General features: G+C 68.9%; 21 protein-coding genes. 10 read left to right on the forward strand and 11 right to left on the reverse strand.

What is annotated here, in order from left to right; translation table 11 throughout:
- Positions 1–45: 45 nt before the first annotated feature.
- From proB to rplU, 4 genes are all read right to left on the reverse strand, one after another.
- Positions 46–858, reverse strand: coding sequence for a glutamate 5-kinase (proB, locus tag AC1C2R_RS17070; protein ID WP_495353898.1), 813 nt, complete (start codon positions 856–858; stop codon positions 46–48).
- On the reverse strand, positions 855–2459 hold the full coding sequence (gene obgE, locus AC1C2R_RS17075; protein WP_495380724.1) for a GTPase ObgE: 1605 nt from the start codon (positions 2457–2459) through the stop codon (positions 855–857). Before obgE ends, proB begins: the two co-directional genes overlap by 4 nt.
- Before the next feature lie 72 nt (positions 2460–2531).
- The gene (rpmA, locus tag AC1C2R_RS17080; RefSeq protein WP_022892059.1) at positions 2532–2789 is read right to left on the reverse strand and encodes a 50S ribosomal protein L27; all 258 of its coding nucleotides are present in this window, start codon (positions 2787–2789) and stop codon (positions 2532–2534) included.
- A 19-nt stretch (positions 2790–2808) separates the two neighbouring features.
- Positions 2809–3117, reverse strand: a complete 309-nt coding sequence (gene rplU, locus AC1C2R_RS17085; protein WP_495353896.1) for a 50S ribosomal protein L21 — start codon at positions 3115–3117, stop codon at positions 2809–2811.
- A gap of 238 nt (positions 3118–3355) precedes the next feature.
- On the opposite strand from rplU, the gene AC1C2R_RS17090 reads away from it, so the two are divergent.
- Positions 3356–3649: a DUF4031 domain-containing protein gene (locus AC1C2R_RS17090; protein WP_495353895.1), complete on the forward strand. Its 294-nt coding sequence runs from the start codon at positions 3356–3358 to the stop codon at positions 3647–3649.
- Here AC1C2R_RS17090 and AC1C2R_RS17095 read toward each other — a convergent pair.
- Entirely contained in the window at positions 3638–6322 is a 2685-nt protein-coding gene (locus AC1C2R_RS17095; protein WP_495380725.1) for an Rne/Rng family ribonuclease, read from the reverse strand. The genes AC1C2R_RS17090 and AC1C2R_RS17095 overlap by 12 nt on opposite strands.
- A 274-nt stretch (positions 6323–6596) precedes the next feature.
- Here AC1C2R_RS17095 and AC1C2R_RS17100 point away from each other — a divergent pair, with 274 nt between their 5' ends.
- Entirely contained in the window at positions 6597–7223 is a 627-nt protein-coding gene (locus AC1C2R_RS17100) for a vitamin K epoxide reductase family protein (protein ID WP_495380726.1), read from the forward strand.
- Between the two features lie 71 nt (positions 7224–7294).
- Here AC1C2R_RS17100 and ndk read toward each other — a convergent pair whose 3' ends face one another.
- The 5 genes from ndk to AC1C2R_RS17125 form a co-directional block, all read right to left on the reverse strand.
- Entirely contained in the window at positions 7295–7714 is a 420-nt protein-coding gene (gene ndk / locus AC1C2R_RS17105; RefSeq protein ID WP_495353892.1) for a nucleoside-diphosphate kinase, read from the reverse strand.
- On the reverse strand, positions 7711–8166 hold the full coding sequence (locus AC1C2R_RS17110; RefSeq protein ID WP_495353891.1) for a DUF4233 domain-containing protein: 456 nt from the start codon (positions 8164–8166) through the stop codon (positions 7711–7713). Before AC1C2R_RS17110 ends, ndk begins: the two co-directional genes overlap by 4 nt.
- 8 nt (positions 8167–8174) lie before the next feature.
- Positions 8175–9536: a bifunctional folylpolyglutamate synthase/dihydrofolate synthase gene (locus AC1C2R_RS17115; protein ID WP_495380727.1), complete on the reverse strand. Its 1362-nt coding sequence runs from the start codon at positions 9534–9536 to the stop codon at positions 8175–8177.
- A complete protein-coding gene (gene ileS, locus AC1C2R_RS17120; protein ID WP_495380728.1) occupies positions 9533–12850 on the reverse strand; it encodes an isoleucine--tRNA ligase in 3318 nt (1105 codons plus the stop codon). The genes AC1C2R_RS17115 and ileS overlap by 4 nt, the downstream gene beginning before the upstream one ends.
- Positions 12851–13083: 233 nt before the next feature.
- A complete protein-coding gene (locus AC1C2R_RS17125) occupies positions 13084–13479 on the reverse strand; it encodes a GntR family transcriptional regulator (protein ID WP_495353888.1) in 396 nt (131 codons plus the stop codon).
- A gap of 127 nt (positions 13480–13606) precedes the next feature.
- Here AC1C2R_RS17125 and AC1C2R_RS17130 point away from each other — a divergent pair, with 127 nt between their 5' ends.
- The 7 genes from AC1C2R_RS17130 to AC1C2R_RS17160 all read left to right on the forward strand — a co-directional run bounded on the left by AC1C2R_RS17130 (position 13607) and on the right by AC1C2R_RS17160 (position 22147).
- Entirely contained in the window at positions 13607–15268 is a 1662-nt protein-coding gene (locus AC1C2R_RS17130) for an ABC transporter substrate-binding protein (RefSeq protein ID WP_495380729.1), read from the forward strand.
- Positions 15246–16229: an ABC transporter permease gene (locus AC1C2R_RS17135; protein ID WP_495380730.1), complete on the forward strand. Its 984-nt coding sequence runs from the start codon at positions 15246–15248 to the stop codon at positions 16227–16229. Before AC1C2R_RS17130 ends, AC1C2R_RS17135 begins: the two co-directional genes overlap by 23 nt.
- Before the next feature lie 71 nt (positions 16230–16300).
- Positions 16301–17098 carry an ABC transporter permease gene (locus tag AC1C2R_RS17140; RefSeq protein ID WP_495354419.1) on the forward strand — a complete coding sequence of 266 codons (798 nt, stop codon included), beginning with the start codon at positions 16301–16303 and terminating at the stop codon, positions 17096–17098.
- A complete protein-coding gene (locus AC1C2R_RS17145) occupies positions 17098–18759 on the forward strand; it encodes a dipeptide ABC transporter ATP-binding protein (protein WP_495380731.1) in 1662 nt (553 codons plus the stop codon). The genes AC1C2R_RS17140 and AC1C2R_RS17145 overlap by 1 nt, the downstream gene beginning before the upstream one ends.
- Positions 18760–18885: 126 nt before the next feature.
- Complete coding sequence (gene valS / locus AC1C2R_RS17150) at positions 18886–21468, forward strand: valine--tRNA ligase (RefSeq protein WP_495380732.1); 2583 nt, start codon at positions 18886–18888, stop codon at positions 21466–21468.
- 8 nt (positions 21469–21476) lie between these two features.
- Positions 21477–21923 carry a GNAT family N-acetyltransferase gene (locus AC1C2R_RS17155; protein ID WP_495353883.1) on the forward strand — a complete coding sequence of 149 codons (447 nt, stop codon included), beginning with the start codon at positions 21477–21479 and terminating at the stop codon, positions 21921–21923.
- Positions 21923–22147, forward strand: a complete 225-nt coding sequence (locus AC1C2R_RS17160) for a hypothetical protein (RefSeq protein ID WP_495353882.1) — start codon at positions 21923–21925, stop codon at positions 22145–22147. The genes AC1C2R_RS17155 and AC1C2R_RS17160 overlap by 1 nt, the downstream gene beginning before the upstream one ends.
- 29 nt (positions 22148–22176) lie before the next feature.
- On the opposite strand, the gene AC1C2R_RS17165 is transcribed toward AC1C2R_RS17160, so the two are convergent.
- Positions 22177–23004, reverse strand: coding sequence for a methyltransferase domain-containing protein (locus tag AC1C2R_RS17165; RefSeq protein WP_495380733.1), 828 nt, complete (start codon positions 23002–23004; stop codon positions 22177–22179).
- A 52-nt stretch (positions 23005–23056) separates the two neighbouring features.
- Between AC1C2R_RS17165 and AC1C2R_RS17170 the strand changes: the two genes are divergently transcribed.
- Positions 23057–25102, forward strand: a complete 2046-nt coding sequence (locus AC1C2R_RS17170; protein ID WP_495380734.1) for a M3 family metallopeptidase — start codon at positions 23057–23059, stop codon at positions 25100–25102.
- Positions 25103–25108: the final 6 nt, after the last annotated feature.

Here is a 25108-nt window from a genome sequence, read left to right on the forward strand (position 1 = left end):
CGTGTCGCCGTTCACCGTATGACGATCGTCAGGTCGCGCCGGTGGTCACCGCGTTGGGGCCGTCGCCGGGCGACCTTCAGGGGCGGGATCGAACCAAGTGCCGACCGCGGCGCCGGCGAGTGCCTCCGAGACGAGCGGAGTCGAGGTGATGAGCACGGCGGCGCCCGCCTCGGCGGCGATGCGGGCCGCGGAGACCTTGGTCTCCGCTCCCCCGACTCCGACGCCGGCGCCCCCGGCCGCTCCGATCTCGACGCCCGACAAGGGGTCGCCGAACGGCACATGCTCGATGCGTAGCGCGCCGTCGAGGTGCGGCGGCTTCGTGTAGAGCGCATCCACGTCGGAGAGCAGCACGAGAAGTTCGGCGCCGATCAGCTCGGCGACGAGGGCCGCGAGCCGATCGTTGTCGCCGAATCGGATCTCATGGGTCGCGACGGTGTCGTTCTCGTTCACGATCGGCAGGATTCGGAGGGAGAGCAGCCGGTCCATCGCGCGCTGCGCGTTCGAGCGGGGCGTGGCGTTCTCGAGGTCGCCGGCGGTGAGCAGTACCTGACCGGCGAGCACCCCGTAGCGATCGAGGCTCGTCTGGTAGCGCCACATGAGCACGTTCTGGCCGACCGCGGCGGCGGCCTGCTGCGTCGCCAGATCGGATGGCCGGCCGTCGAGGCTGAGGAACGGGATCGCCGTGGCGATCGCCCCTGACGACACGAGCACGACCTCGGCGCCGCGAGCATGTGCGGCGGCGAGGGCATCGACCAACGGCCCGATCTGTTCGGCGTTCTCGCCGCTGATCGACGAAGAGCCGACCTTCACGACGATGCGGGTCGCCGCCGGGATCTCGGACCGATTGCGAGGCGTCATGCGCGCTCCTCGCTGCTCGAGTCCTCCCCGTCGTCGGACACGCCTGCTGGTGGTGGGGCGTCGACGTCGCTGCCTGCGGCAGCCTCTGCCGCCGTCTGCTCATCGAGCTCCGACCACATGCCGGCGCCGCGCTCGCGCTCGAGCTCGGCGCGTGCCTCGGCCTTCGCATCCATGCGCTCGTAGTACTCGCTTCGACGCTCGGCGCGCGTGGCACGCCGGTTCTCGTCGAGACGGATGTCGGATCCGCGCGGCGCGGTGATGAGCTCGGCGGTCGACGTGAGCGTCGGCTCCCAGTCGAAGACGACCCCGGCACCCTTTCCGATGACGACGGCCGAGCCGGCGTCGGCGCCCGCGCGCACGAGTGCGTCTTCGACGCCGAGCTTCGCCAGTCGATCGGCGAGGAAGCCGACGGCTTCATCGTTCGTGAAGTCGGTCTGCTGAACCCACCGCTCGGGCTTCTGTCCGAGTACGCGGTACAGGGTGCCGTAGCTGCCGCCCTCTGCCCGCACGGTGAAGCCGGGGTCGTTGGAGGACTTCGGACGCATGACGATGCGCTCGGGCGCAGGAGCAGCGGCCGCCTCGGCGCGGCTGGCATCGACGAGCTCACCGAGCGCGAAGCCCAACTGGCGAAGGCCCTCATGGCTGACCGTGGAGATCTCGAACACGCGGTAGCCACGGGACTCGAGTTCGGGACGCACGAAGTCGGCGAGTTCGCGTGCCTCGGGCACGTCGATCTTGTTGAGGGCGACGAGCTGGGGGCGTTCGAGCAACGGCACCTGACCCTCGGGAACGGGGTATGCGGCCAACTCGCCGAGGATCACTTCGAGGTCGGTGATGGGGTCGCGACCGGGCTCGAGGGTGGCGCAATCGACGACGTGCAGCAGTGCCGTGCAGCGTTCGACGTGGCGGAGGAACTCGAGGCCGAGCCCTTTGCCCTCGCTCGCGCCCTCGATGAGGCCGGGCACGTCGGCCACGGTGAAGCGGTGGTCGCCCGCCTGCACGACACCGAGGTTCGGGTGCAGCGTCGTGAACGGATACTCGGCGATCTTCGGTCGAGCCGCCGACAACGCAGCGATGAGGCTCGACTTGCCCGCCGACGGGTAACCGACGAGCGCGACATCCGCGATGGTCTTCAGCTCGAGCGTGATCTCGACCTCGTCGCCGAGCGTGCCGAGGAGCGCGAAGCCGGGCGCCTTGCGCTTCGTACTCGAGAGTGCGGCGTTGCCGAGTCCGCCGAGGCCGCCGGCCGAGGCGACGTAACGCGTGCCCGGCTCGGTGAGGTCGGCCAATTCGACGCCGTGCTCGTCTTTGACGACCGTGCCGATGGGCACGGGCAGCTCGAGAGTCTCGCCGAGCGCGCCGGAGCGGTGATCGCCCATGCCGGGCTGGCCGTTGGAGGAGCTGCGGTGCGAACGCCCGTGATAGGCGAGGAGGGTGGTCACCTGCGGGTCCGCGACGAGCACGATGTCGCCGCCGTGCCCGCCGTTGCCGCCGTCGGGGCCCGCGAGTGGCTTGAACTTCTCACGGCGCACCGAGACGCAGCCGTTCCCGCCATGACCGGCACGCAGGAACAGCGTCACCTCGTCGACGAAGCTGACCATGCTGCACTCTCCAAACCGATGAAAACACGTGAGGGCGAGCCGAAGCCCGCCCTCACGACAACCGTCGATCGACTATTCGCCGACCGCCACGATGTTGATGACCTTGCGGCCGCCCTTGTGACCGAACTGCACCGCGCCGGCCTCGAGTGCGAACAGGGTGTCGTCGCCACCGCGACCGACGCCCGCGCCCGGGTGGAAGTGGGTGCCGCGCTGGCGGACGATGATCTCGCCTGCGCCGACGACCTGGCCACCGAAGCGCTTCACGCCGAGGCGCTGTGCGTTGGAGTCACGACCGTTGCGAGTAGAGCTCGCTCCCTTTTTGTGTGCCATTAGCTGCTCTCCTCAGGCTCTACTTGATTCCGGTGACCTTGACGCGCGTCAGGTCTTGACGGTGACCCTGGCGCTTCTTGTAACCGGTCTTGTTCTTGAACTTCTGAATCACGATCTTCGGGCCGCGGAGGTCGTTGAGAACCTCGGCCGTAACCGTGATCTTCTCGAGCGACTTCGCGTCGGAGGTGATCTTGTCGCCGTCGACGAGGAGCACCGCGGCGAGCGTGACGTTGCCGTCTTTGTCTGCCTTGACGCGATCCATCGTCACGATGGTGCCGACTTCGACCTTCTCCTGCCGACCGCCGGCGCGCACTACTGCGTAAACCACTCTTCGTACCTATCTCTGGGGAAACCCGGGGGCTCCAACTGTCTGATGGGGTGTCACTGCGCGGGACCTCAGCGGGAAGAAGGGGTCGTCACTGCCAGAAAACGCTGGTGCAGATGAACTGCAAGCGGGCACACCGGGATAAGCGGTGGCACCAACGGTCGAGTTTATCCGATGTCGGGGGGCCGGTCAAACGCGCGGCCCACGGCGAGTCGTCGCCACCCGCGCATAGGATCGCAACATGACCGTGCTGATCGACACGCCGCTCTGGCCGAAGCACGGAACCGTGTGGGCGCATCTCGTCAGCGACGAGTCGATCGAGGAGCTCCACGCTTTCGCGCAGCGGGCCGATCTCCCGCCGAGATCCTTCGACCTCGACCACTACGACGTGCCGGTCGAACGCTACGACGACCTCGTGGCGGCGGGCGCCCAGGCCGTCTCGCCAAGGGAGCTCGTGGTGCGACTCCGCCGAAGCGGGCTGCGCGTCACGCCGCGTGAGCGACGCGAGCGCGCAGCCCGACGCTCACTCGGCTGAGTCGGATGCCCCGTCGTCGCCCGAGCCGTCGGCCCGGGTGATGACGGGTGCCGCGCCGGCCGTGCTGAGTGCCGCCGTGGAGACGCGACGACTGCGCGTACGCCCCTCACCGGCCTTCTTGGGAGCGGGCAGTGCGTCGAGCACCGAATCGAGGAGCACCTCGGTCTCGGCGAGGCGCGCCGGGCGCTTGCGCTCGACCGGCGGCACGGGCAGGTCGAGGATCTGCGGAACCTCGGACGCTTGATCGGCTGCGTTCGGTGCTTCGTCTGCTGCGTCGGGTGCAGGTGCCGTGGGTGCGGCACCCTGCTCCTGCGAGACGCGGCGGTGACGGCCGCGGCGACGAGAGCCCGCCGACTCGGCCGACTTCTCGGCGGTATCGGCCTTGGGGGCGCGCTCGGCGACGGTCGATCGCTCGGCGACGGTCGATTCTGCCGCTGGCGTCTCGGCCGCGGCATCCGCCTCGTGCTGCTCGGGCTTCTGCTCGGTGTGCGGAATCGTCGACGCCGCGATCTGCGCGAGCGCGTTCTTCACGTCATCGGTGATGGCGTGGGTGCCGGTGTGCGTCTTCGGCTCAGCGGGCGCCTGCGTCGACTGCTGCTGGTTGCCACCGCGACCGCGACCGCGACGCTCGGGCTGCTGCTGCTGCGCCGAGCGGTGCTTCACGACGGGCTCGTGGTGCACGATGATGCCGCGACCCGCACAGATCTCGCACGGCTCGCTGAACGACTCGAGCAGCCCGAGACCGAGCTTCTTGCGGGTCATCTGCACGAGGCCGAGCGAGGTGACCTCGGCGACCTGGTGCTTCGTGCGGTCCCTCGAGAGGCACTCGACGAGACGGCGCAGCACGAGATCGCGATTGGTCTCGAGCACCATGTCGATGAAGTCGACGACGATGATGCCGCCGATGTCGCGGAGCCGAAGCTGGCGAACGATCTCTTCTGCCGCCTCGAGGTTGTTCTTCGTGACCGTCTCTTCGAGGTTGCCGCCCGAGCCGACGAACTTGCCGGTGTTGACGTCGACGACGGTCATCGCCTCGGTGCGGTCGATCACGAGCGAGCCGCCCGAAGGCAGCCACACCTTGCGGTCGAGCGCCTTCTCGATCTGTTCGCTGATGCGGAACTCCTCGAAGGAGTCGCGCTCACCGGTGTACGCGTCGACGCGCTCGAGCAGATCGGGAGCGACGGCACGAAGGTACCGCTCGATGGTCTGGCGCGCGTCGTCGCCCTCGATGACCATCTTCTGGAAGTCTTCGTTGAAGACGTCGCGCACGATCTTGATGAGCAGGTCGGGCTCGGAGTGCAGTAGCGCGGGCGCCTGCACTTTTTCGAGCTGCGTGGCGATCTCGGCCCACTGCGCGATGAGGCGGTTCACGTCGAGGGTGAGTTGCTCTTCGGTCGCGCCTTCGGCGGCGGTGCGCACGATGACGCCCTGGTTGTCGGGCAGCACCTCTTTGAGGATCTTCTTCAGGCGCGCACGCTCGGTGTCGGGGAGCTTGCGGCTGATGCCGTTCATCGAGCCGTTGGGCACGTACACGAGGTAGCGGCCGGGCAGCGAGACCTGGCTCGTGAGCCGGGCGCCCTTGTGACCGACCGGGTCTTTCGTGACCTGCACGAGCACCCGGTCGCCGGGCTTCAAGGCGAGCTCGATGCGGCGAGGCTGGTTCTTCTCGCCGTTCTCGGCTGCGGCTTCCCAGTCGACTTCGCCCGAGTAGAGCACCGCATTGCGGCCCCGGCCGATGTCGACGAACGCGGCCTCCATGCTGGGCAGCACGTTCTGCACGCGGCCGAGATAGACGTTGCCGATGAGCGACGCTTCTTGGTTGCGGGCGACGTAGTGCTCGACGAGCACTCCGTCTTCGAGCACGCCGATCTGGATGCGGCCACCCTTCTCGCGCACGACCATCGAACGGTCGACCGACTCGCGCCGGGCGAGGAACTCGGCCTCGGTGATCACCGCACGGCGGCGACCGGCGTCGCGGCCGTCACGTCGGCGCTGCTTCTTCGCCTCGAGGCGCGTGGAGCCCTTGACCTTCTGCGGCTCGGTGATGAGTTCGACCTCGCGGGGCTTGCGCACCTTGACGACCGTGTTTGCCGGCTCGTCGGTGTTCGAGCGCCCCTCTTCGCCGCTGCGGCGTCGAGTGCGCCGGCGCACCGTCGAGGTCTCCTCTTCGTCGGGCTCGCGATCGCGACCTCCTCGGTCACGGTCGCGACCACCCGAGTCGCGTTCGTCGCGTTCGTCGCGATCGCCACGCTCCGAGCGCTCCGATGCGACGAGCACCGGCGGCGCGTGGAAGATCAGCGACGTCGTCGAGAGCGCGGCCGGGATCGGCGACACCGATGAGGGTGATGTCGTCTCAGCGACGGGCTCCGGTGTCGACGGCGCCTCGACCACGGAGGCGACGGATGCTTCGTCGCCGCCGTCGACCGCGACGTCGGTGTCAGCCGTGAGCGACGCCTCGACGCCGCTGCCCTCTTGGGTCTCGGCATCGACGGCCGGGCTCGACTGCGTGACCGCGGCTCCCGTCACGGGAGTCTCCGGCGTCTCGGCCGGCACCACCGGTTCGGTCGCCTTCGATCGGCCACCGCGACGCGAGCCGAACAGGCCTCCACGCCGCCGGGTCGGGCCGTTGCCGGCCTCGGGTTCGTTCGTGTTCTTCTCGTTGCCTTCCACCATCTCTGGTGCACTCCTACGCCGGTTTCCGACGGCCGCGCCGTCGTACCGTACTCGTCTGGAGCGGCCTCGCGCTTCGCGCTGAGCCGCTGAATCCTTCATAACTGCGACCGGCAGGTTGCCTTGTCGCCACGTCTCGCGGTGCGTTCACCGCCTACTCGGATGCACTGCATCCTCAAGCCCTCATTGGCGTCGTGTCGGGCGCGGCCCGGACGACTCAATCGATTATCGCATGCTCTCGCAGGTGAGGTCGGAATCGGCATGCCATAATCCGAGCATGCCGGACTCCTCCCGACGTTCCAGACCCGTCGCCCTCGCGATCTTCCTCGTCGTCGCAGGGGCCATCGGCCTCTACGCGGCGTTCGAACTGTCGATCGAGAAGGTGCTGACGCTGAGCGATCCTTCGCACGTGCCGTCGTGCAATGTCGGCGTGCTGGTCGGCTGCGGCACGAATCTCGCGTCGTGGCAGGGCGCGCTGTTCGGCTTCCCGAACCCGTTCATCGGCCTCATGGCCTGGCCCGTGGTGATCACGGTCGGGGTGGCGATCCTCGCCGGTGCGACGTTCGCCCGATGGTTCTGGGCGGTGTTCAACGTCGGCGTCGCCGGGGCGCTCGTCTTCGTGGGGTGGCTCATCTTCCAGAGCATCTACGTGCTCGACGTGCTCTGCCCGTGGTGCATGCTCACCTGGGCGGTCACGATCCCGACGTTCTGGGCTCTTACGCTCTACAACCTGCGTGAGGGACATATTCCGGGTTCGGCACGTGTCCGTCGCCTCGCCGGCGCCTGGCTCGGCTGGGTGCCGCTCATCACGGTCATCTGCTACGCGATCGTCATACTGCTCGCGCAAGCGCAGATGGACGCGATCCCGCGGGTGATGATCGACTTGCAGAACCTGTTCAGCTGACACGGGGATGCCGCGGCGATCGGGTCGCCCGGTCGCCACGGCATCCGCTCGTCGTTCAGGCGTTCAGGCTTTCAGAACCAGAGCGCGAGCTCGCGCTCGGCCGAGTCGACCGAGTCGGAGCCGTGCACGAGATTCTGCTGCACCTTCAGGCCCCAGTCGCGGCCGTAGTCGCCCCGGATCGTGCCGGGCGCGGCGGTCGTGGGGTCGGTGGTGCCCGCGAGCACCCGGAAGCCCTCGATCACACGGTTGCCGGCGACCCGCATCGCGACGATGGAACCGGACTCCATGAACTCGATGAGCGGCTCGTAGAACGGCTTGCCCTCGTGTTCGGCGTAGTGGCGGGCGAGCAGCTCGCGGTCGGCCAGCACCAGCCTGATGTCGACGAGCGAGTACCCCTTCGCCTCGATGCGCCGGAGGATCTCGCCAGTGAGGTTGCGGGCGACGCCGTCGGGCTTGACGAGCACGAGGGTCTCTTCGATCGGAGTGGTCATTCCTGTTCCTTCCATTGAGCGGCCGCGGCCGCTCGTTCTCGGTCGATTCGTGCGCCGGCGACCATGCAGTACCACCACATGCCGCCGAAGAGCGCGCCCACGACGAACATCGCAGGGTTGAGGAAGCCTGCCGCGAGGATGAGCGCCTGGATCACCCAGCCGAGCAGATAGGCCCACTGGTATCGAAGGAGCCCGATCGTCGCGATCAGCCCGATGATGATGACACCGCCGGCGATGAGGGCGACCCATGACGGCAGTGCGCCTTCGCCTTCGCCCTGGGCGAGCCCCCAAATGACGAGGGCGGCGAGGAAGACGACGATGACTTCGAAGGCGAGCACGATGGTGGCGAGGGTCTGACGCACCGAGCGCGCGCCGGCGCTTGGCGCGGTACCCGCAGCACCGTCACGCACACGGTCGGAGTCACCCTCGGGTGCGGGCTCCTGAGATGACATCGAGTCGCTCAAGCTCGCCCCCATCCGCGATCCGAGGCGATGCCGATCGCCTCACCGACGAGCACGATCGACCCCGCGACGACGACCGCGCGCTTCGGCGCCGCAGCCGCCCAGCTTCGCGCCTCGTCGAGTGCGTCGTCGAGCCGCGCAACGAGGTCGACGCGATCTGCGCCGACGACGCGCGCGACGGATGCCGCGAGCTCGTCTGCACCGATCGCGCGTTCGGATGCCGGCGCGGTGACGATGAAGCGAGCCCCGCCCGGCGAGAGGGCGGTGACGATGCCGTCGACGTCCTTTCCAGCGAGCACGCCGAGTACGAAGACGACCTCCTCGAAATCGAAGTACTCCTCGAGTGCAGCGGTCAGCGAAGCAGCGCCGTGCGGGTTGTGCGCGGCGTCGACGAGCACGGGGGGCTCGGTGCCGACCATCTGAAGGCGCCCGGGCGAGGTCGTCAGGCCGAGACCCTGCTGCAGCACCTCGTCGGCCAGTCGCATCGTGCCGGCGCCGAGGAACGACTCGACGGCGGCGATCGCGACGGCGGCGTTCTCCGCCTGGTGGCGCCCGAAGAGCGGCAGGGCGAGATCGCGATACTCCCCCGCGAGTCCCCTCACAGAGATGAGCTGACCGCCGACGGCGACCCGCGAGTCGAGCACTGCGAAGGCGCCGCCCTCGACGGCGAAGGTGCCGTCGTGCTCGGCGGTCGTGTCGCGCAGCACGGTGAGCGCTTCGGGTGTCTGGAAGGCGGTGACGACAGCTGCGTCGCGCTTGATGATGCCTGCCTTGGTGCGGGCGATCTGCTCGATCGTCGTACCGAGTGCCGACTCGTGATCGAGGGCGATCGGCGTGAAGACCGCCACCTGGCCGTCGGCGACGTTCGTCGAGTCCCATTCGCCGCCCATGCCGACCTCGAGCACGACGACGTCGACGGGGGCATCGGCGAAGCACGCGAACGCGAGCACGGTCAGCGCTTCGAAGAAGGTGAGCCGCGGTTCTCCGGCGGCGTCGAGGTCGGTGTCGACGAGGAGGATGAACGGTGCGATCTCCTCCCAGTTGCGGGCGATCGCCTCGTCGGTGATCGGCTCGCCGTCGATGAGGATGCGTTCGGTGAAGCGCTCGAGGTGCGGACTCGTCATGAGGCCGGTACGAAGGCCACCGGCACGCAGTATCGATTCGACCATGCGACTGGTCGAGGTCTTGCCGTTGGTACCGGTGATGTGGATCACCGGTGCCGCCCGGTGCGGGTCGCCGAGCATCTCGACCGCGCGCCGGGTGGCGCTGAGGCGAGGCTCGGGGGCGGCTTCGCCCACCCGATCGAGGAGGCTCCGGTAGACGGCGTCGGCCGCCTCGGTGTAGTCGGGCTCGTCGGTCATGCCTTCGCCACCTCCACGATCAGGCGAGAGGATTCGCCCACGGGTCGCGCCTCGTCACCGGGTTCGCCGGCGACCACTGCCAGTTCGGTCGCGAGCGTCTCGCCCGCGATCAGCTCCCGGTGCGTCTCGGCGGCGACAGCACCGGCCGCATCGAGGGTGAGCTCGAGCCGGATGCGGTCGCCGACGTCGAGCCCGGCCGCCTTCCGCGACTCCTGCACGGCGCGCACGACGTCGCGTGCGAGGCCCTCCGCCTCGAGTTCGGACGTCGTCGCCGTGTCGAGGATCACGAAGCCGCCGTCGGCGAGCAGCGCGAGTGCACTCGACCCGTTGCCGGCTCCGCCGGCCTCGAGCACGAGATCGTACTCCCCCGGCTCGAGTGGGATGCCGCCCGCGACGACCGACTCGCCGTCGACGCTCCAGTCGCCCGTGCGAGCGGCCTGGATCGCCTGCTGCACGGTCTTGCCGAGGCGCGGCCCCGCTGCGCGCGCGTTGACGGTGAGCCGCTTGGTCACTCCGAACGCCTCGGCGCTCGACCCGTCGAGGGTGACGAGGTCGACGGCTTTCACGTTGAGCTCATCACGGAGGATGGACTCGAACGGCGCGAGCGCAGCGGCATCCGTCGCAACGACCGTGAGCCTCGCGAGCGGGAGCCGCACGCGACGACCCGACTGCTTGCGCAACGACAGCGTCGCCGAGCTGATCTCGCGCACGGCGTCCATCGCGGCGACGAGCTCGTGATCGACCGGGAATCCGGCCGCGTCGGGCCAGTCGGCGAGGTGCACGCTGCGACCGCCCGTGAGGCCGCGCCAGATCCGGTCGGAGACGAGCGGCAGCAGCGGCGCTGCGAGGCGCGTGAGCGTCTCGAGCACCGTGTAGAGGGTGTCGAACGCTTCGCGGCCCGACCCTTCGGCGCCGACGCCCACCCAGAACCGGTCACGCGAGCGGCGTACGTACCAGTTGGTCAGCACGTCGCCGAAGTCGCGGAGCTTGGCGGCGGCGAGCGGCGAGTCGAACTCTTCGAAGTCGGCCGTGACCGAGGTCACGAGCTCGCCGAGCTTGGCGAGCAGGTAGCGGTCGAGCACGTCGGTCGAGTCCGTGCGAGCGGATGCCTCGTAGCCGCCCTGGCGGGCCGTGTTCGCGTACAACGAGAAGAAGTACCACGTGCTCCAGAGCGGCAGCATGAACTGGCGCACGCCCTCGCGGATGCCCTCTTCGGTGACGACGAGGTTGCCGCCCCGCAGCACCGAACTCGACATCAGGAACCAGCGCATCGCGTCGGAACCGTCGCGCTCGAAGACCTCGGAGACATCGGGATAGTTGCGCAGCGACTTCGACATCTTCTGACCGTCGCTGCCGAGCACGATGCCGTGGCTCACGACGTTCGAGAACGCACGCCGGTCGAACAGCGCGGTCGAGAGCACATGCATGACGTAGAACCAGCCGCGCGTCTGCCCGATGTACTCGACGATGAAGTCGGCGGGGTTGTGGCTGTCGAACCACTCCTGGTTCTCGAACGGGTAGTGCACCTGGGCGAAGGGCATCGAGCCCGAGTCGAACCACACGTCGAAGATGTCGGGGATGCGCCGCATCGTCGAGCGACCGGTGGGGTCGTCTGGATTCGGCCGCACGAGCTCGTCGATGTAGGGGCGGTGCAGATCGGGCTGGCCGTCGGGGTTCACCGGCAGCCGGCCGAAGTCGCGCTCGAGTTCTTCGAGCGAGCCGTAGACGTCGATGCGGGGGTACTCGGGGTCGTCGCTCTTCCAGACCGGGATCGGCGAGCCCCAGTAGCGGTTGCGGCTGATCGACCAGTCGCGGGCGCCGGCGACCCACTTGCCGAACTGCCCGTCTTTCACGTTGTCGGGCACCCAGTTGATGTCTTGATTGAGCTCGCCCATGCGGTCGCGGAGCTCGGGCACGCGGATGAACCAGCTCGAGACGGCCTTGTAGATCAGCGGGTTGCGGCAGCGCCAGCAGTGCGGGTACGAGTGCTCGTAGCTCGCCTGGCGGAGCAGGCGCCCCTCGGCCTTGATGAGCTGGGTGAGCGGCTTGTTGGCGTCGCTCCACAGCAGCCCCGCGACATCCGTCACCGCCGGCAGGAACTTGCCGCCCTCGTCGACCGAGATGACGACCGGGATGCCGGCGGCCTCTGAGATCTTCTGGTCTTCCTCGCCGTAAGCGGGCGCCTGGTGCACGATGCCCGTACCGTCTTCGGTCGTGACGTAGTCGGCGACGAGGATGCGCCACGCGTTCTGGAGCCCGTACCCCTCGACGTCGGCGTAGTAGTCGAAGAGCCGGTCGTAGTCGACACCCTCGAGCTCGGCGCCGCGCACGGTGCGCGAGACCGCGGCGCGCGCCTCGTCGGCGGAGTCGTAGCCGAGGTCTTTCGCGTAGTTGCCGACGAGATCGATGGCGATGAGGTACTCGCCGCCGAGCACTTCGGTGTCGGATGTCACTGCACCTGACGTCGCCGTGCCGGCCTTCTCGCGCAGCACGGTCGCGTCGGGCGTGCCGTTCGGTCCGGCGGGAACGACCGCGTACTCGATGTCGGGCCCGACGGCGAGTGCGAAGTTCGTCGGAAGCGTCCACGGCGTCGTCGTCCACGCGAGGGCGCGCACGGCGGTGAGCCCGAGCGACTCCGCCTTCGGTCCGACCAGCGGGAACGTCACGGTGACCGTCTGGTCTTGCCGCATCTTGTAGACGTCGTCGTCCATGCGCAGCTCGTGATTCGAGAGCGGCGTCTGGTCGCGCCAGCAGTACGGCAGCACCCGGTAGCCCTCGTAGGCGAGGCCCTTGTCGTGCAGCGTCTTGAACGCCCAGATGACCGACTCCATGAAGGTCACGTCGAGCGTCTTGTAGTCGTGCTCGAAGTCCACCCAGCGGGCCTGCCGCGTGACGTACTCCTGCCACTCCTTCGTATAGCGGAGCACGGCGTCCTTTGCGGCCTGGTTGAAGGCCGCGATGCCCATCTCCTCGATCTCGCTCTTGTCGACGATGCCGAGCTGGCGCTCAGCCTCGAGCTCGGCGGGCAGGCCGTGCGTGTCCCAGCCGAAGCGACGGTGCACCTGCTTGCCGCGCATGGTCTGGAACCGCGGGAAGAGGTCTTTCGCGTACCCCGTGAGCAGGTGCCCGTAATGCGGCAGGCCGTTGGCGAACGGCGGGCCGTCGTAGAACACCCACTCGGGTGCGCCCTCGCGCTGGTCGATCGAGGCCTGGAAGGTGCCGTCGGCCTTCCAGAAGGCGAGCACCTCGCGCTCGACGGCGGGAAAATCGGGTGAGGGGGCGACACCGTGGTCGTCTGGGGTCCGGGGGTACACGCTCGCTCCTTGCGGGGACGGATGCTCTCGCGAGGACGCCGGTGCTCGAACGAGCTCCCGACGCGGTACCACCTCGCTTGCGAGTCGCGCCTTGCGACCGACTCGCCCCTCGTTGCCGGCTGTGACGGGCCGCCCCGTTCGGTTCTACTGGCGAGCGGATGCCGCGAGACATCTGTTCGTGTTCTTCCGAAGACTCCCCGGTGATGGCCGGATCGGTGTCGTTGTCGTCAAGACTACCGCGTCGGCATGGGGCGAAGCACGCCCGATGCCTGCGGCGCGGAGCGGTAGGCCTCGCGGATCAGAGCGAGGAGGGCCGCCTCGGGCAGATCGTGGTTCTTCGCTTCGTCGACGAGATCGTAGACCGCGCCGGCGAGCGCGGCATGGCCGCCGATGCGCACGGCGACCACGGCACCGCGGCCGCGGTGCAGCTCGATGAGGTGCTCGTCGCGCAGGCGGTGGTACGCCCGCAGCACCGTGTGCACGTTGAGTTCGAGCGACGCGGCGAGGTCGCGAGCGGCGGGCAGGCGCTCGCCGCCCGAGAGGCGCCCGTCGATGATCGAGGCCCTGATGCCGGACGCGAGTTGTTCGAACAGCGGTGCTTCGAGGGTCGGATCGAGACGAATCAGCACACTCAAAGTCTATTGTTCTATCTGAATTCGAACAACTTCCTTGTCGTGGTGGTGTCGCGGTGTCAGGATGAATGCGGGCCCGCGCTGACGAGAGCCCGCCCCCCACTCCCTCATTGCAAGGACCTCGATGCGTGCTGCACCCGTGACCACCTCCTCGAATGCCCGCAGGCTCGGGTTCCTCGCCGTCGCCCTCGTGTCGACGATCACGCTCGCCGGTTGTCAGGCACCGGCACCCGAGGCATCCGGCGACCCGGTCTCGGGCGGCACCCTCGCCTACGCGAGCGGCGACGCCGAACCCACGTGCCTCGACCCGCACGTCGGCGGCAACTACCCGCAGGCGCTCCTCGCGGGGCAGTTCCTGGAGTCGCTCGTCTCCCGTGACGCTTCGGGTGAGATCATCCCCTGGCTCGCCGAGTCGTGGGAGGCATCGGACGACGGCCTCTCGTGGGACTTCACCCTGCGCGACGATGTCGCCTTCACCGATGGCACCCCGCTCGATGCCGAGGCCGTGAAGATCAACATGGAGCACCTGCAGGACCCGGCGACCCAGTCCTCGACGGGCTACCTCGCACTCGGCAAGGTCGACCGCGTCGAGGTCGTCAGCGATCAGGTCGCACGATTCGTGCTGAGCTCGCCCGACAGCGCACTGCTCGAATCGCTCACGCAGCCGTGGCTCGCGATCGAGTCGCCCGCAGGCCTCGCCCGCGGCACGGACGAGAACTGCCAGGCGCCGATCGGCACCGGTCCGTTCATCGTCGACGAGTGGGTCAAGCAGGATCACGTCTCCCTCGTGCGCAACGACGAGTACACCTCGCCGCCGGCCGATGCCGCACACGACGGCCTCGCGTACCTCGATGCGATCGACTGGCGCTTCGTGCCCGACTCGGCATCGCGGTACGCGGCGCTGCAGGCCGGCCAGGTCGACGTCATCGACAACCCTCAGCCCGACACCATCGCGGCGGCGAAGTCGAACGATTCGCTCACCTGGCTCGACGCACCCCGCCCCGGAGCGGCGAACCGCATCGAGCTCAACTCGGGCCAGGCACCGTTCGACGACGAGCGCGTGCGCGAGGCGTTCATCCGCGCCGTCGAGGTCGACGAGGGCATCGACGCGCTCTTCTTCGGCACCGCAGAGCGCTCATATTCACCGCTCTCCTCTGTCGAGGCCGTCGCGTACTCCGACGACTCGCTCTTCCAGCCCGACCTTGATAAGGCGAACACTCTGCTCGACGAGGCCGGTTGGAGCGAACGCGACGACGAGGGCTACCGCGTGAAAGACGGCACCCGCCTCACGCTTCGGTTCCCGGTGAGCACGAACCAGTCGGTCCCGGCTGAGCAATCGCTGTTCGAGCAGGTTCAGGCGACGGCGAAGGCGGCCGGATTCGACGTCGTCATCTCCCTCCTCGATCTCTCGAGCTGGTACGGCGCCCTGGCTGCGAACGAGTACGAGATCGTGAGCGCTCCGTACACGAAGGTCGGCCCCGACGTGCTGCGCATCCTGTACCACTCCGACAGCATCACGCCTGCCCCGAGCGGCTACTTCGCAAACCTCGCCCAGCTCGACGACCCCGAGGTCGATGACCTCCTCTCCGAGGCTGCGGCGACGAACGACGCCGATGCCCGCGCCACCCTGTACGAGCAGGCCCAGCAGCGCATCCTCGGCGGCTACTACCTCCTCCCCCTGTACGACCAGCAGAACAGCTTCCTGGTGAGCAACTCGGTGCACGGCGCGCGCGCCATGCCCACCGTCTCGACGCCGAGCTTCTATGACGCCTGGCTCGCCGGCTGACTCCCGTCGCGCCGCTCGCGGCGTGACGCTTCGCCGCGCCGGCCTCCTGATGGCCGGCGCGGTGTTCGTGCTGTGGTCCGTCGCCACTCTCACCTTCTTCGCCATCCGGCTCATCCCCGGTGATCCGGCGCAGGCGATCCTCGGCGGGCCGGGGTCCCAGGCCTCGCAGGAGGCACTCGACCAGGTGCGTCGCGACTTCGGGCTCGACCAGCCGCTCATCGTGCAGTACCTCGCCATGCTCGGCCGGCTCATCACGGGCGACCTCGGCGCCTCGTACGCCCTCAAGGTGCCGGTCGCCGAACTCCTCGGAGCGCAGATCGGCGGCACACTCCTCCTCGCATTCCTGGCCCTCGTGCTCGCCTGGCTTCTCGCCCTCGGGCTCGCGCTCTGGTCGACGGGGCGCGGGCGTGTCGCCTCCGCCGTCGGCGAGGGCGTCGAGATCTCTGCCGCCGCACTGCCGCACTTCTGGCTCGCCGCGGTGCTCATCGCGGTCTTCAGTACCGCGCTGGGCTGGCTCCCGCCGGTGGCCACCGGCACGCCTGCAGGCCTCGTGCTCCCGGTCGTGACGCTCGCGATCCCGCTCGCGGGGTTCCTCGCCCAGGTCATGCGCGAGAGTCTCCTCGATGCCATGCAGCAGCCGTTCGTGGTGTCGGCGCGCGCTCGGGGCGAGACCGCGCTCGGCGTGCGATTGCGCCACACCGTGCGTCATGCGGCGCTGCCGGCGATCAGCCTCTCGGGCTGGGCGCTCGGGTGGCTGCTCTCGGGGGCCGTCGTCGTCGAGACGATCTTCGCGATGCCGGGTCTCGGTCGCACCCTGTTGCAGGCCGTGACGCTCCGCGACATCCCGGTGGTGACCGGCGTGGTGCTGCTCGTCGCCGTCGTGTACGTGCTCATGACCGTGCTCACCGATGTTGCGTCGCGCATCGCCGATCCCCGACTTCGACAGGAGGCCGGGCGGTGAGCGAGCTCGAACTGCGACAGACGACGGTCGAAGCATCCGCCGATCATCTGCCGCTGAGGCGACGCGGCCGGATGCCACGCGCCGGAACGCTGCTTTCGGCGGCGTTCGTACTCTTCCTCGTCGCCGCGACCTGTACGCCGGGGCTCGTCGAAACACAGGACCCCAATCAGATCGCCGCGGCCGACGCCTTCCAGGCACCGTCGCTCGCCCACTGGTTCGGCACCGACGAATCCGGGCGCGACATCTACAGTCGCATCGTCGCCGGCACCAGCACCTCACTGCTCATCGGCGTCACGGCGACGCTCATCGGGCTCGTGCTCGGTCTCGTGCTCGGCGTGGTGGCGAGCTTCGGTGGTCGCGTCCTCGATTTCAGCGTCAATCGGCTGGTCGAAGTGCTCTTCGCCTTCCCCGGACTGCTGCTCGCGCTCCTCGTGATCGTCGTGTACGGGCCGGGGCCGGTGACCGCGACCGTCGCCGTCGGCTTGTCGACGGCCCCCGGCTACGCCCGGATCATCCGCGGCCAGCTCGTCTCGATCCGCTCCTCGCAGTACGTCGAGGCGGCGCGGGTGCTGGGTCGTTCCCCCGCCCGCATCCTCGGCCGGCATGTGCTGCCGAACGCACTCATCCCACTCTTCGTGCTCGCAACCCTCGGTATCGGCCAGGCGATCGTCTGGGCGGCGGCGCTCAGCTACCTCGGCCTGGGCGCGCAGCCGCCCGCTGCCGAATGGGGCGCCATGCTGGCCGCGGGTCGCACCTATCTCGCGACCGCCTGGTGGATGACGGTCTTCCCCGGGCTCATGATCGTCGCCACGACCATCGCGACGACCGTGCTCGGCCGAGCACTCACCCGACGCGGAAGGGGCGAATGATGACGGATGCACCCGTACCCGTGCTCGACGTCGCAGACCTCAGCGTCGGCTTCGGCCCGACCGAAGTCGTGCATGGAGTGAGCCTCACGATCTCGCCCGGTGAATGCGTCGCGATCGTCGGCGAGTCGGGCTCGGGCAAGTCGGTGACGGCTCGGGCCCTGCTCGGTCTGGCCGGCCCCCGATCTCTCGTCTCATCGCAGCGGCTGCGCATCGCGGGGCGGGAGTTGGGCGCGGCGACTGAACGCGAGTGGCGCCGCGTCCGCGGCCGCCACGCCGGGCTCATCCTGCAGGACGCGCTCGTCTCGCTCGACCCGCTCCGCCCCGTCGGTCGCGAGATCGAGGATCCACTCCGCATCCACGAACGGATGCCGGCGGCTGTGCGCCGCGCCCGGGTGCTCGAGCTCCTCGCCGACGTCGGCATGCCCGACCCGGCGCTCGCCACCGGCCGGCGATCCGGCGAACTGTCCGGTGGCCTCCGCCAGCGCGCCCTCATCGCGGCCGCCATCGCACTCGACCCGCCGCTCCTCATCGCCGACGAACCCACGACCGCCCTCGACGTCACCGTGCAGGCGCGCATCCTCGCGCTCATCGCCGACATCCGCGCCCGCGGCACGGGTGTGCTGCTCATCAGCCATGATCTGGCCGTCGTCGGGCAGCTCGCCGACCGCATCCTCGTCATGCGCGAGGGCCAGGTCATCGAGCAGGGAACGGCCCGCGAGGTACTGGAGTCACCCCGGGAGGCGTACACGAAGGCGCTCATCGCGGCAGTGCCGTCGGACACCCCGCGCGGTGCTCGACTGTCGGCGCTGTCGGCCCTGCCTGCGCCGATCGGCCACGCAGCGCCGAGCCGTGTTCCGCCGGCGGCCGCGGCGGCGATGCCCGCGGCGCCGCCCTCCGCAGCACCTCCGCTGCTCTCGCTCGCGCACGTCACCAAGACGTTCGCGATCCCGGGCGGCCGCTTCGCCGCAGTCGACGACGTGTCACTGTCACTTCATCGGGGCGAGACGCTCGGCCTCGTCGGCGAATCCGGCTCGGGCAAGACGACCGTCGCGCGGCTCGCGCTCGCACTCACGGCGCCCGACAGCGGCACGGTGCACCTCGACGGCGAGGAGTGGTCGGCACTCGACGAGCGGCACCGTCGGCCCTCACGCCACCGCATCGGCGCGATCTACCAGGACGCCCTCAGCTCGTTCGACCCGAGGTGGGACGTCGGCCGCATCCTCACCGACGCCGCACGCGCCGCTCACCGCGGCTCGCCGACCCCCGACGTCGCGACCCTGCTCGATCAGGTCGGGCTCGCGGCATCCGTCGCCGGGCGAAAGCCCGTGACCCTCTCAGGCGGCCAGCGGCAGCGGGTCTCGATCGCCCGGGCACTCGCCGCGTCACCCGAGCTGTTGATCTGCGACGAGCCCGTCTCGGCGCTCGACGTGACGATCCAGGCGCAGATCCTCGATCTGCTCGACGATCTCCAGCGCGAGCGCGGCCTCGCGCTCCTCTTCATCTCGCACGACCTCGGCGTCGTGCACCACATGGCCGATCGGGTCGCGGTGATGCGGGCCGGTCGCATCGTCGAGACCGGCGAATCCGAGCGGGTCTTCGCGCGGCCGGAGCATCCGTACACCGCCCAGTTGGTGGCCGATTCGCCGCGACTCGCGTACTGAGCCGCAGGGCCGAGGGTCGGCGACACCGCCCAGACTGCGTTCAGCGCGCTCTCGGGTAGGCTGGATCGTCGCACATTCAGGCACCTCACCACAGACACGGTGCCGCATACATCGAACCGGAGCATCATGACCGACACCGCTCGCATTCCCGACAAGCCCGCTCTCGAAGGCCTCGAATCGGTCTGGGGAGGCGCTTGGGAGCGCGAAGGCACCTACCGGTTCGATCGCGATTCGGCCACGCGGGAGTGCATGTACTCGATCGACACTCCCCCGCCGACGGCTTCCGGCTCGCTCCACATCGGCCACGTGTTCTCGTACACCCACACCGACGTCGTGGCGCGGTATCAGCGCATGCGGGGTAAGAGCGTCTTCTACCCCATGGGCTGGGACGACAACGGGCTGCCCACCGAACGCCGCGTGCAGAACTACTACGGTGTGCGCTGCGACCCGACGCTCCCCTACATCGAGGGCTTCGTGCCGCCGTTCGAGGGGGGCGAGGGCAAGTCGACGAAAGCCGCCGATCAGGTGCCGATCAGCCGCCGCAACTTCATCGAGCTCTGCGAACGCCTGACCGTCGAAGACGAGCAGCAGTTCGAAGCCGTCTGGCGCCAGCTCGGCCTCTCGGTCGACTGGACCCAGACCTACCGCACCATCGGCGATGAGTCGTTGTTCGCTTCGCAGCTGGCGTTCATTCGCAACATCGAGCGGGGCGAGGCGTACCAGGCGCTTGCACCGACCCTGTGGGACGTCACGTTCCGCACCGCCGTCGCCCAGGCCGAGCTCGAAGACCGCGAGCAGCCGGGCCACTACCACCGCGTCTCGTTCCACAAACCCGATGGCGGCACCGTCGACATCGAGACGAGCCGCCCCGAGCTCATCCCCGCGTGCGTCGCACTCGTCGCGCACCCCGACGACGAGCGCTACCAGCCGCTCTTCGGCACCACGGTCACGACGCCCGTCTTCGGCGTCGAGGTGCCCGTGCTCGCCCACCACCTCGCGCAGAAAGACAAGGGCACCGGCATCGCGATGATCTGCACGTTCGGTGACATCACCGACGTCGTGTGGTGGCGCGAACTCGACCTCCCGAACCGCGCGATCATCGGCTTCGACGGCCGGGTCATCGCAGATGCCCCCGACGTCATCACCTCCGAGGCCGGCCTCGCCGCGTATGCAGAGCTCGCGGGCAAGACGACGTTCTCGGCCAAGCAGGCCGTCGTGCAGCTCCTCCGCGACTCGGGCGACCTGCTCGCCGACCCGAAGGCGATCACCCACCCGGTGAAATTCTTCGAGAAGGGCGACAAGCCGCTCGAGATCGTCTCCACCCGTCAGTGGTACATCAGGAACGGCGCCCGCGACGAGGCGCTGCGCGAGCGTCTGCTCACCCATGGCCGCGAGATCGACTGGCACCCCGACTTCATGCGCGTGCGCTACGAGAACTGGGTGGGCGGACTCTCGGGCGACTGGCTCGTCTCCCGCCAGCGCTTCTTCGGCGTGCCGATCCCCGTGTGGTACCCGCTCGACGATGCGGGCGACCCGAAGTTCGACGAGCCGATCGTCGCGACCCGCGAGCTGCTGCCCGTCGACCCGTCGTCGGCGGCGGCACCCGGCTTCGACGAAGCCCAGCGCGGTGTCCCCGGCGGCTTCATCGGCGAGCACGACGTCATGGACACGTGGGCGACTTCCTCGCTCACCCCGCAACTCGCGGGCGGCTGGGAGCGCGACCCCGAGCTGTTCGAACTCGTCTTCCCGTACTCCCTGCGCCCGCAGGGTCAAGACATCATCCGCACCTGGCTCTTCTCGACGACCCTGCGCGCCGAACTCGAGCACGGTGTCGCGCCATGGTCCAACGCCTCGATCTCGGGCTTCATCGTCGATCCCGATCGCAAGAAGATGTCGAAGTCCAAGGGCAACGTCGTCACCCCGGCAGGCCTCCTCGAACAGCACGGCTCCGACGCGGTGCGCTATTGGGCGGCATCCTCCCGTCTCGGCACCGACGCGGCCTTCGACCCGCAGAACCCCACGCAGGTCAAGATCGGCCGACGCCTCGCCATCAAGGTGCTGAACGCGGCGAAGTTCATCCTCACCTTCGACGGTCGGGCGGATGCCCCGGTGTCCGTGCCGGTCGACCGCAGCATGCTCGCCGAGCTCGCCGTCGTCGTCGACCGCGCCACGCGCGCCCTCGACGCCTACGACCACGCCCGCGCCCTCGAGCTCGCAGAGACCTTCTTCTGGACCTTCTGCGACGACTACCTCGAGCTCGTGAAAGAGCGTGCGTACGGTGCGGCGAGCTCCGAGCAGGCCTCAGCGGTCGCCGCGCTGAAGACCGCGCTCGATGTACTGCTGCGCCTCTTCGCCCCGGTCATCCCGTTCGCGACCGAAGAAGCATGGCGCTGGTCGCATGACGGCTCCGTGCACGTGTCACAGTGGCCGACCGTCGACGACCTCGCCGCGCGTGGTGAGGCGGGCGTCGAGTTGCTCGAGCTCGCGAGCCTCGCGCTGACCGGCATCCGGCGCGCCAAGACCGATGCGAAGGCGTCGCAGAAGACGCCGGTCTCGAGCGCCGCGATCGCGGCGTCGGCAGCGACGATCCCGCTGCTGGAGTCGGTCGAATCAGATCTGCGTGCGGTGGGGCGCATCGCCGAGCTCAGCTTCGTCGAAGCTGAGACGTTCGAAGTCCGCGACGTCGTCTTCGAGGCGCCGTCGGAATAGGGGGAACCATGAGTTACGAGATACGGGCAGCCGGTGACGACGACTTCTTCGGATGGCTGCCGCTGTTCGAGGCGTACTGCCGCTTCTACGAAACCGAACTCGACGACGCCAAGGCGCTGATCGTCTGGAATTGGATCCGCGACGAGGCCGAGCCGCTCACGGCCGCACTGGCCGTCGATGACGAGGGCCGGCCCATCGGGCTCGCCCACTTCCGGGCCGTGCCCAATACGTTGACCGCGACCCGCGGCATGTACCTCGATGACCTGTACGTCGACGAAGGTGCACGCGGTTCGGGCATCGGCAAGTCGCTCATCGAGTTCGTGCACGCTCGTGCAGCAGAGATCGGCCACGGTGGGGTCAGCTGGATCACTGCAGATGACAACGCCGAATCGCAACGCCTCTACGATCAGCTCGCCGAGCGCACCAGCTGGGTGACCTACGAGATGGATGCGTGATGCGACTCGGCACTCGCTGGGCGTTCGGCACCGTGCCGCCGGCATCCGTGCCCGCTGAGCTTCGCGAGCGCATCGCGGCCGCTGAGACAGCCTTCACCGGTGACGGCGCGAATCGTCACTGGACGCTCACCTGGCTCGAGGGTCGACCGATCGCCGAGCTCGACGATGGCACCGTGGTGCGCGAGACGATCATCGATGCGAACGACGCCGACGAGGATTGGTAGCGGGCCGACGACTTCCACCGTCGGGCTCGCTACGCGTGCGCGATGATCTCGCCGTGCGGCATGAGCAGCCAGCCGTCTTCGTCGGCCGCCCATGCACGCCACGCCTCGGCGATTCGACGCAGTTCTTCGGGGTTCGAATGACCCGATTCGATCGCGTGCGCCGCGAACTGCGACTCGGTCGCGCGCTCGGCCCACGAACCGCCCCACCATTCGCGTTCGAGGTCGGTCGCGAACACCCAGGTCGTACCCGTCGCGGCGATGTCGGTGAAGCCCGCCTCACGTGCCCAGGCTTTCAGGCGGCGACCGGCATCGGCCTCACCGCCGTTCCACTCGTGCACCGCGTGGTAGAGCTCGAGCCAGCGAGTGAGGCCGGGTGAGACCGGGTTCCAGATCACGCCGCCGTAGTCGACGTCGCGCGCCGCGACGATGCCACCGGGCTTCGTGACCCGGCGGAACTCGCGCAGCGCCTCGACCGGGCGACCGAGGTGCTGCAGCACCTGGTGCGCATGCACGATGTCGAAGGAGTCGTCCTCGAACTCGAGCGCGTAGGCGTCGCCGACCCTGAACTCGACGTCGGCGACGCCCTCGCTCTGCGCGAGACCCGCCGCGCGCGCGACGACATCGGCCGACGAGTCGATGCCGATGACGGAGCCGGGCCGCACCCGACGGGCGAGATCGATGGTGATCGTGCCGGGTCCGCTGCCGACGTCGAGCACTCGCTCGCCCTCACGCAGGTGCGGCACGAGGTAGGCCGCAGAGTTCTCCACCGTGCGCCAGGAGTGCGTTCGCAGCACGCTCGCGTGGTGGCCGTGGGTGTACTCGTCTCGTGGAGCGTTCTCGGGCCGATCGGTGCGCATATCCCGAGCCTATGCTCCTCGCCGACGGTGCGACACGAACTACGGTGGTTGGATGAGCGACCCATCGAACCCGTTCCTCGAGCCGAGCCCCCTGCCCTATCGGCTCCCCCTCTTCGCCCTCATTCGCCCAGAGCACTATCGGGAAGCGATCGAGCGCGGCATGCGCGAGCAGCGCGCAGCGGCCGAAGCGATCGCCATGAATGACGAACCGCCCACGTTCGAGAACACGATCATCGCGCTCGAGCGCTCGAGCGCCCTCCTCCGCCGGGTTCTTCCCGTGTTCGAGAACGCGAGCTCGGCCGACAGCAATGCTTCGATCGACGCGATCGAGGCCGAGTTCGCTCCGCTTCTCGCGGAGCACCGCGATGCGATCCGGCTGGACCCCCGCCTCTACGCCCGGATCGTCGAGCTGCACTCCGCCCGAGACGGACTCGGCCTCGACGCCGAGTCCGCGTATCTACTGGAGCGGTACCACCGCGAAGCCACGCTCGCGGGCGCCGCCCTCGAACCCGCCGAACGAGCCGAGCTGACTGCGCTGAATGCGCAGATCTCACGACTCACGACCGGATTCCAACAGCGCCTCCTCGCCGACACGAACGAGCTCGCGCTGCACATCGTCGAGGCTGATGAGCTCGCGGGCCTCGACGAGAGCCGGCGCTCGGCGGCGCGCGAGGCCGCCGTCGCCCGCGGTCTCGAAGGCTGGCTCATCACCCTCGTGCTGCCGACGGCGCAGCCCGCTATCGCCTCGCTCTCTCACGACGAGGTGCGCGATCGGCTCTTCACCGCTTCACGGTCGCGCGGATGTCGCGGCGGCGACCACGACACCCGCGAGACGCTGCTCCAACTCGTGCGGATCCGAGCCTCGCGGGCACGGTTGCTCGGCTTCGCGGACCACGCGTCAGCGGTGACCGTCGACGAGACGGCCGGTGCTCCTGAGGCGGTCGCCGACCTCCTCGCCCGCCTGGTGCCGGCCGCAACGCAGAATGCCCGTCAGGAGGCGGCCGCGCTCACCGAACGCGCGGCTCGGCTCGGTTGGCGCAGCGTCGAGGCGTCGGACTGGGCGATTCACACCGAAGCGGTGCGACGTGAGCGTTTCGACGTCGACCTGCAGGCGATGCGCCCGTATCTCGAGTTCGATCGCGTGCTCACCGAGGGCGTCTTCCACGCCGCAACGCTGCTGTACGGAGTGCGCTTCACCGAACGCACCGACCTCGTCGCCTACCACCCCGACACCCGGGTCTTCGAAGTCTTCGACGACGACGACAGCCCGGTCGGCCTGTACCTGATCGACCCGTACGCGCGCGACTCCAAGCGCGGCGGTGCCTGGATGAGCTCGCTCGTCGAGCAGTCCGACCTCGAAGCGACGCTTCCCGTGGTCGTGAACAACCTCAACGTTCCGAGGCCCGCGTCCGGTGAGCCGACCCTGCTCACCTTCGATGAGGCCGAGACGCTGTTCCACGAGTTCGGCCATGCGCTGCACGGCCTTTTCGCGAGGGTCGCGTTCCCCTCGTCGGCCGGCACCAACGTCTATCGCGACTTCGTCGAGCTGCCGAGCCAGGTCAACGAGTTGTGGCTGCTTCGACCGGAGGTGCTCGAGCACTTCGCCCGGCACGTCGAGACGGGCGAGCGAATGCCGCAGACCCTCGTCGATCGCCTGCTCGCGTCGCGCACCTTCAACGAGGGTTTCTCGACGACCGAGTACCTTGCCGCTGCGGCTCTCGACCAGGCATGGCACCGTCTCTCCCCCGACGACGCCGCCGCGGTGACCGACGTCGCCGCCTTCGAACGACAGGCACTGGCCGCCGTGGGCCTCGACGACCCGCTCGTGCCCCCGCGCTACTCGAGCACCTATTTCGCCCATATCTTCGCCGGCGGCTACGACGCCGGGTACTACTCGTACATCTGGAGCGAGGTGCCGGGCGCCGACATCATGGCGTGGTTCGAGCAGCAGGGCGGTGCGACGCGTGCCAACGGCGATCGATTCCGGGCGGAGATCCTCGAGCCGGGCGGCTCACGCGACCCGCGCGAATCGATCCGGCGTCTGCTCGGGCGCGAACCCGACATCGCCCCGCTCCTGGCACGACGGGGCCTCGCCTGAGCGTCG

The sequence above is a fragment of the Agromyces sp. Y182 genome (assembly GCF_059445385.1).

Excerpts from the sequence above, each read along its gene's own strand:
- proB (WP_495353898.1), bottom strand. The coding sequence starts at position 858 with ATGACGCCTCGCAATCGGTCCGAGATCCCGGCGGCGACCCGCATCGTC.
- obgE (WP_495380724.1), bottom strand. The coding sequence starts at position 2,459 with ATGGTCAGCTTCGTCGACGAGGTGACGCTGTTCCTGCGTGCCGGTCAT.
- rpmA (WP_022892059.1), bottom strand. The coding sequence starts at position 2,789 with ATGGCACACAAAAAGGGAGCGAGCTCTACTCGCAACGGTCGTGACTCC.
- AC1C2R_RS17090 (WP_495353895.1), top strand. The coding sequence starts at position 3,356 with ATGACCGTGCTGATCGACACGCCGCTCTGGCCGAAGCACGGAACCGTG.
- AC1C2R_RS17095 (WP_495380725.1), bottom strand. The coding sequence starts at position 6,322 with ATGGTGGAAGGCAACGAGAAGAACACGAACGAACCCGAGGCCGGCAAC.
- AC1C2R_RS17100 (WP_495380726.1), top strand. The coding sequence starts at position 6,597 with ATGCCGGACTCCTCCCGACGTTCCAGACCCGTCGCCCTCGCGATCTTC.
- ndk (WP_495353892.1), bottom strand. The coding sequence starts at position 7,714 with ATGACCACTCCGATCGAAGAGACCCTCGTGCTCGTCAAGCCCGACGGC.
- AC1C2R_RS17110 (WP_495353891.1), bottom strand. The coding sequence starts at position 8,166 with ATGTCATCTCAGGAGCCCGCACCCGAGGGTGACTCCGACCGTGTGCGT.
- AC1C2R_RS17115 (WP_495380727.1), bottom strand. The coding sequence starts at position 9,536 with ATGACCGACGAGCCCGACTACACCGAGGCGGCCGACGCCGTCTACCGG.
- AC1C2R_RS17130 (WP_495380729.1), top strand. The coding sequence starts at position 13,607 with ATGCGTGCTGCACCCGTGACCACCTCCTCGAATGCCCGCAGGCTCGGG.
- AC1C2R_RS17135 (WP_495380730.1), top strand. The coding sequence starts at position 15,246 with ATGACGCCTGGCTCGCCGGCTGACTCCCGTCGCGCCGCTCGCGGCGTG.
- AC1C2R_RS17140 (WP_495354419.1), top strand. The coding sequence starts at position 16,301 with ATGCCACGCGCCGGAACGCTGCTTTCGGCGGCGTTCGTACTCTTCCTC.
- AC1C2R_RS17145 (WP_495380731.1), top strand. The coding sequence starts at position 17,098 with ATGACGGATGCACCCGTACCCGTGCTCGACGTCGCAGACCTCAGCGTC.
- valS (WP_495380732.1), top strand. The coding sequence starts at position 18,886 with ATGACCGACACCGCTCGCATTCCCGACAAGCCCGCTCTCGAAGGCCTC.
- AC1C2R_RS17155 (WP_495353883.1), top strand. The coding sequence starts at position 21,477 with ATGAGTTACGAGATACGGGCAGCCGGTGACGACGACTTCTTCGGATGG.
- AC1C2R_RS17160 (WP_495353882.1), top strand. The coding sequence starts at position 21,923 with ATGCGACTCGGCACTCGCTGGGCGTTCGGCACCGTGCCGCCGGCATCC.
- AC1C2R_RS17165 (WP_495380733.1), bottom strand. The coding sequence starts at position 23,004 with ATGCGCACCGATCGGCCCGAGAACGCTCCACGAGACGAGTACACCCAC.
- AC1C2R_RS17170 (WP_495380734.1), top strand. The coding sequence starts at position 23,057 with ATGAGCGACCCATCGAACCCGTTCCTCGAGCCGAGCCCCCTGCCCTAT.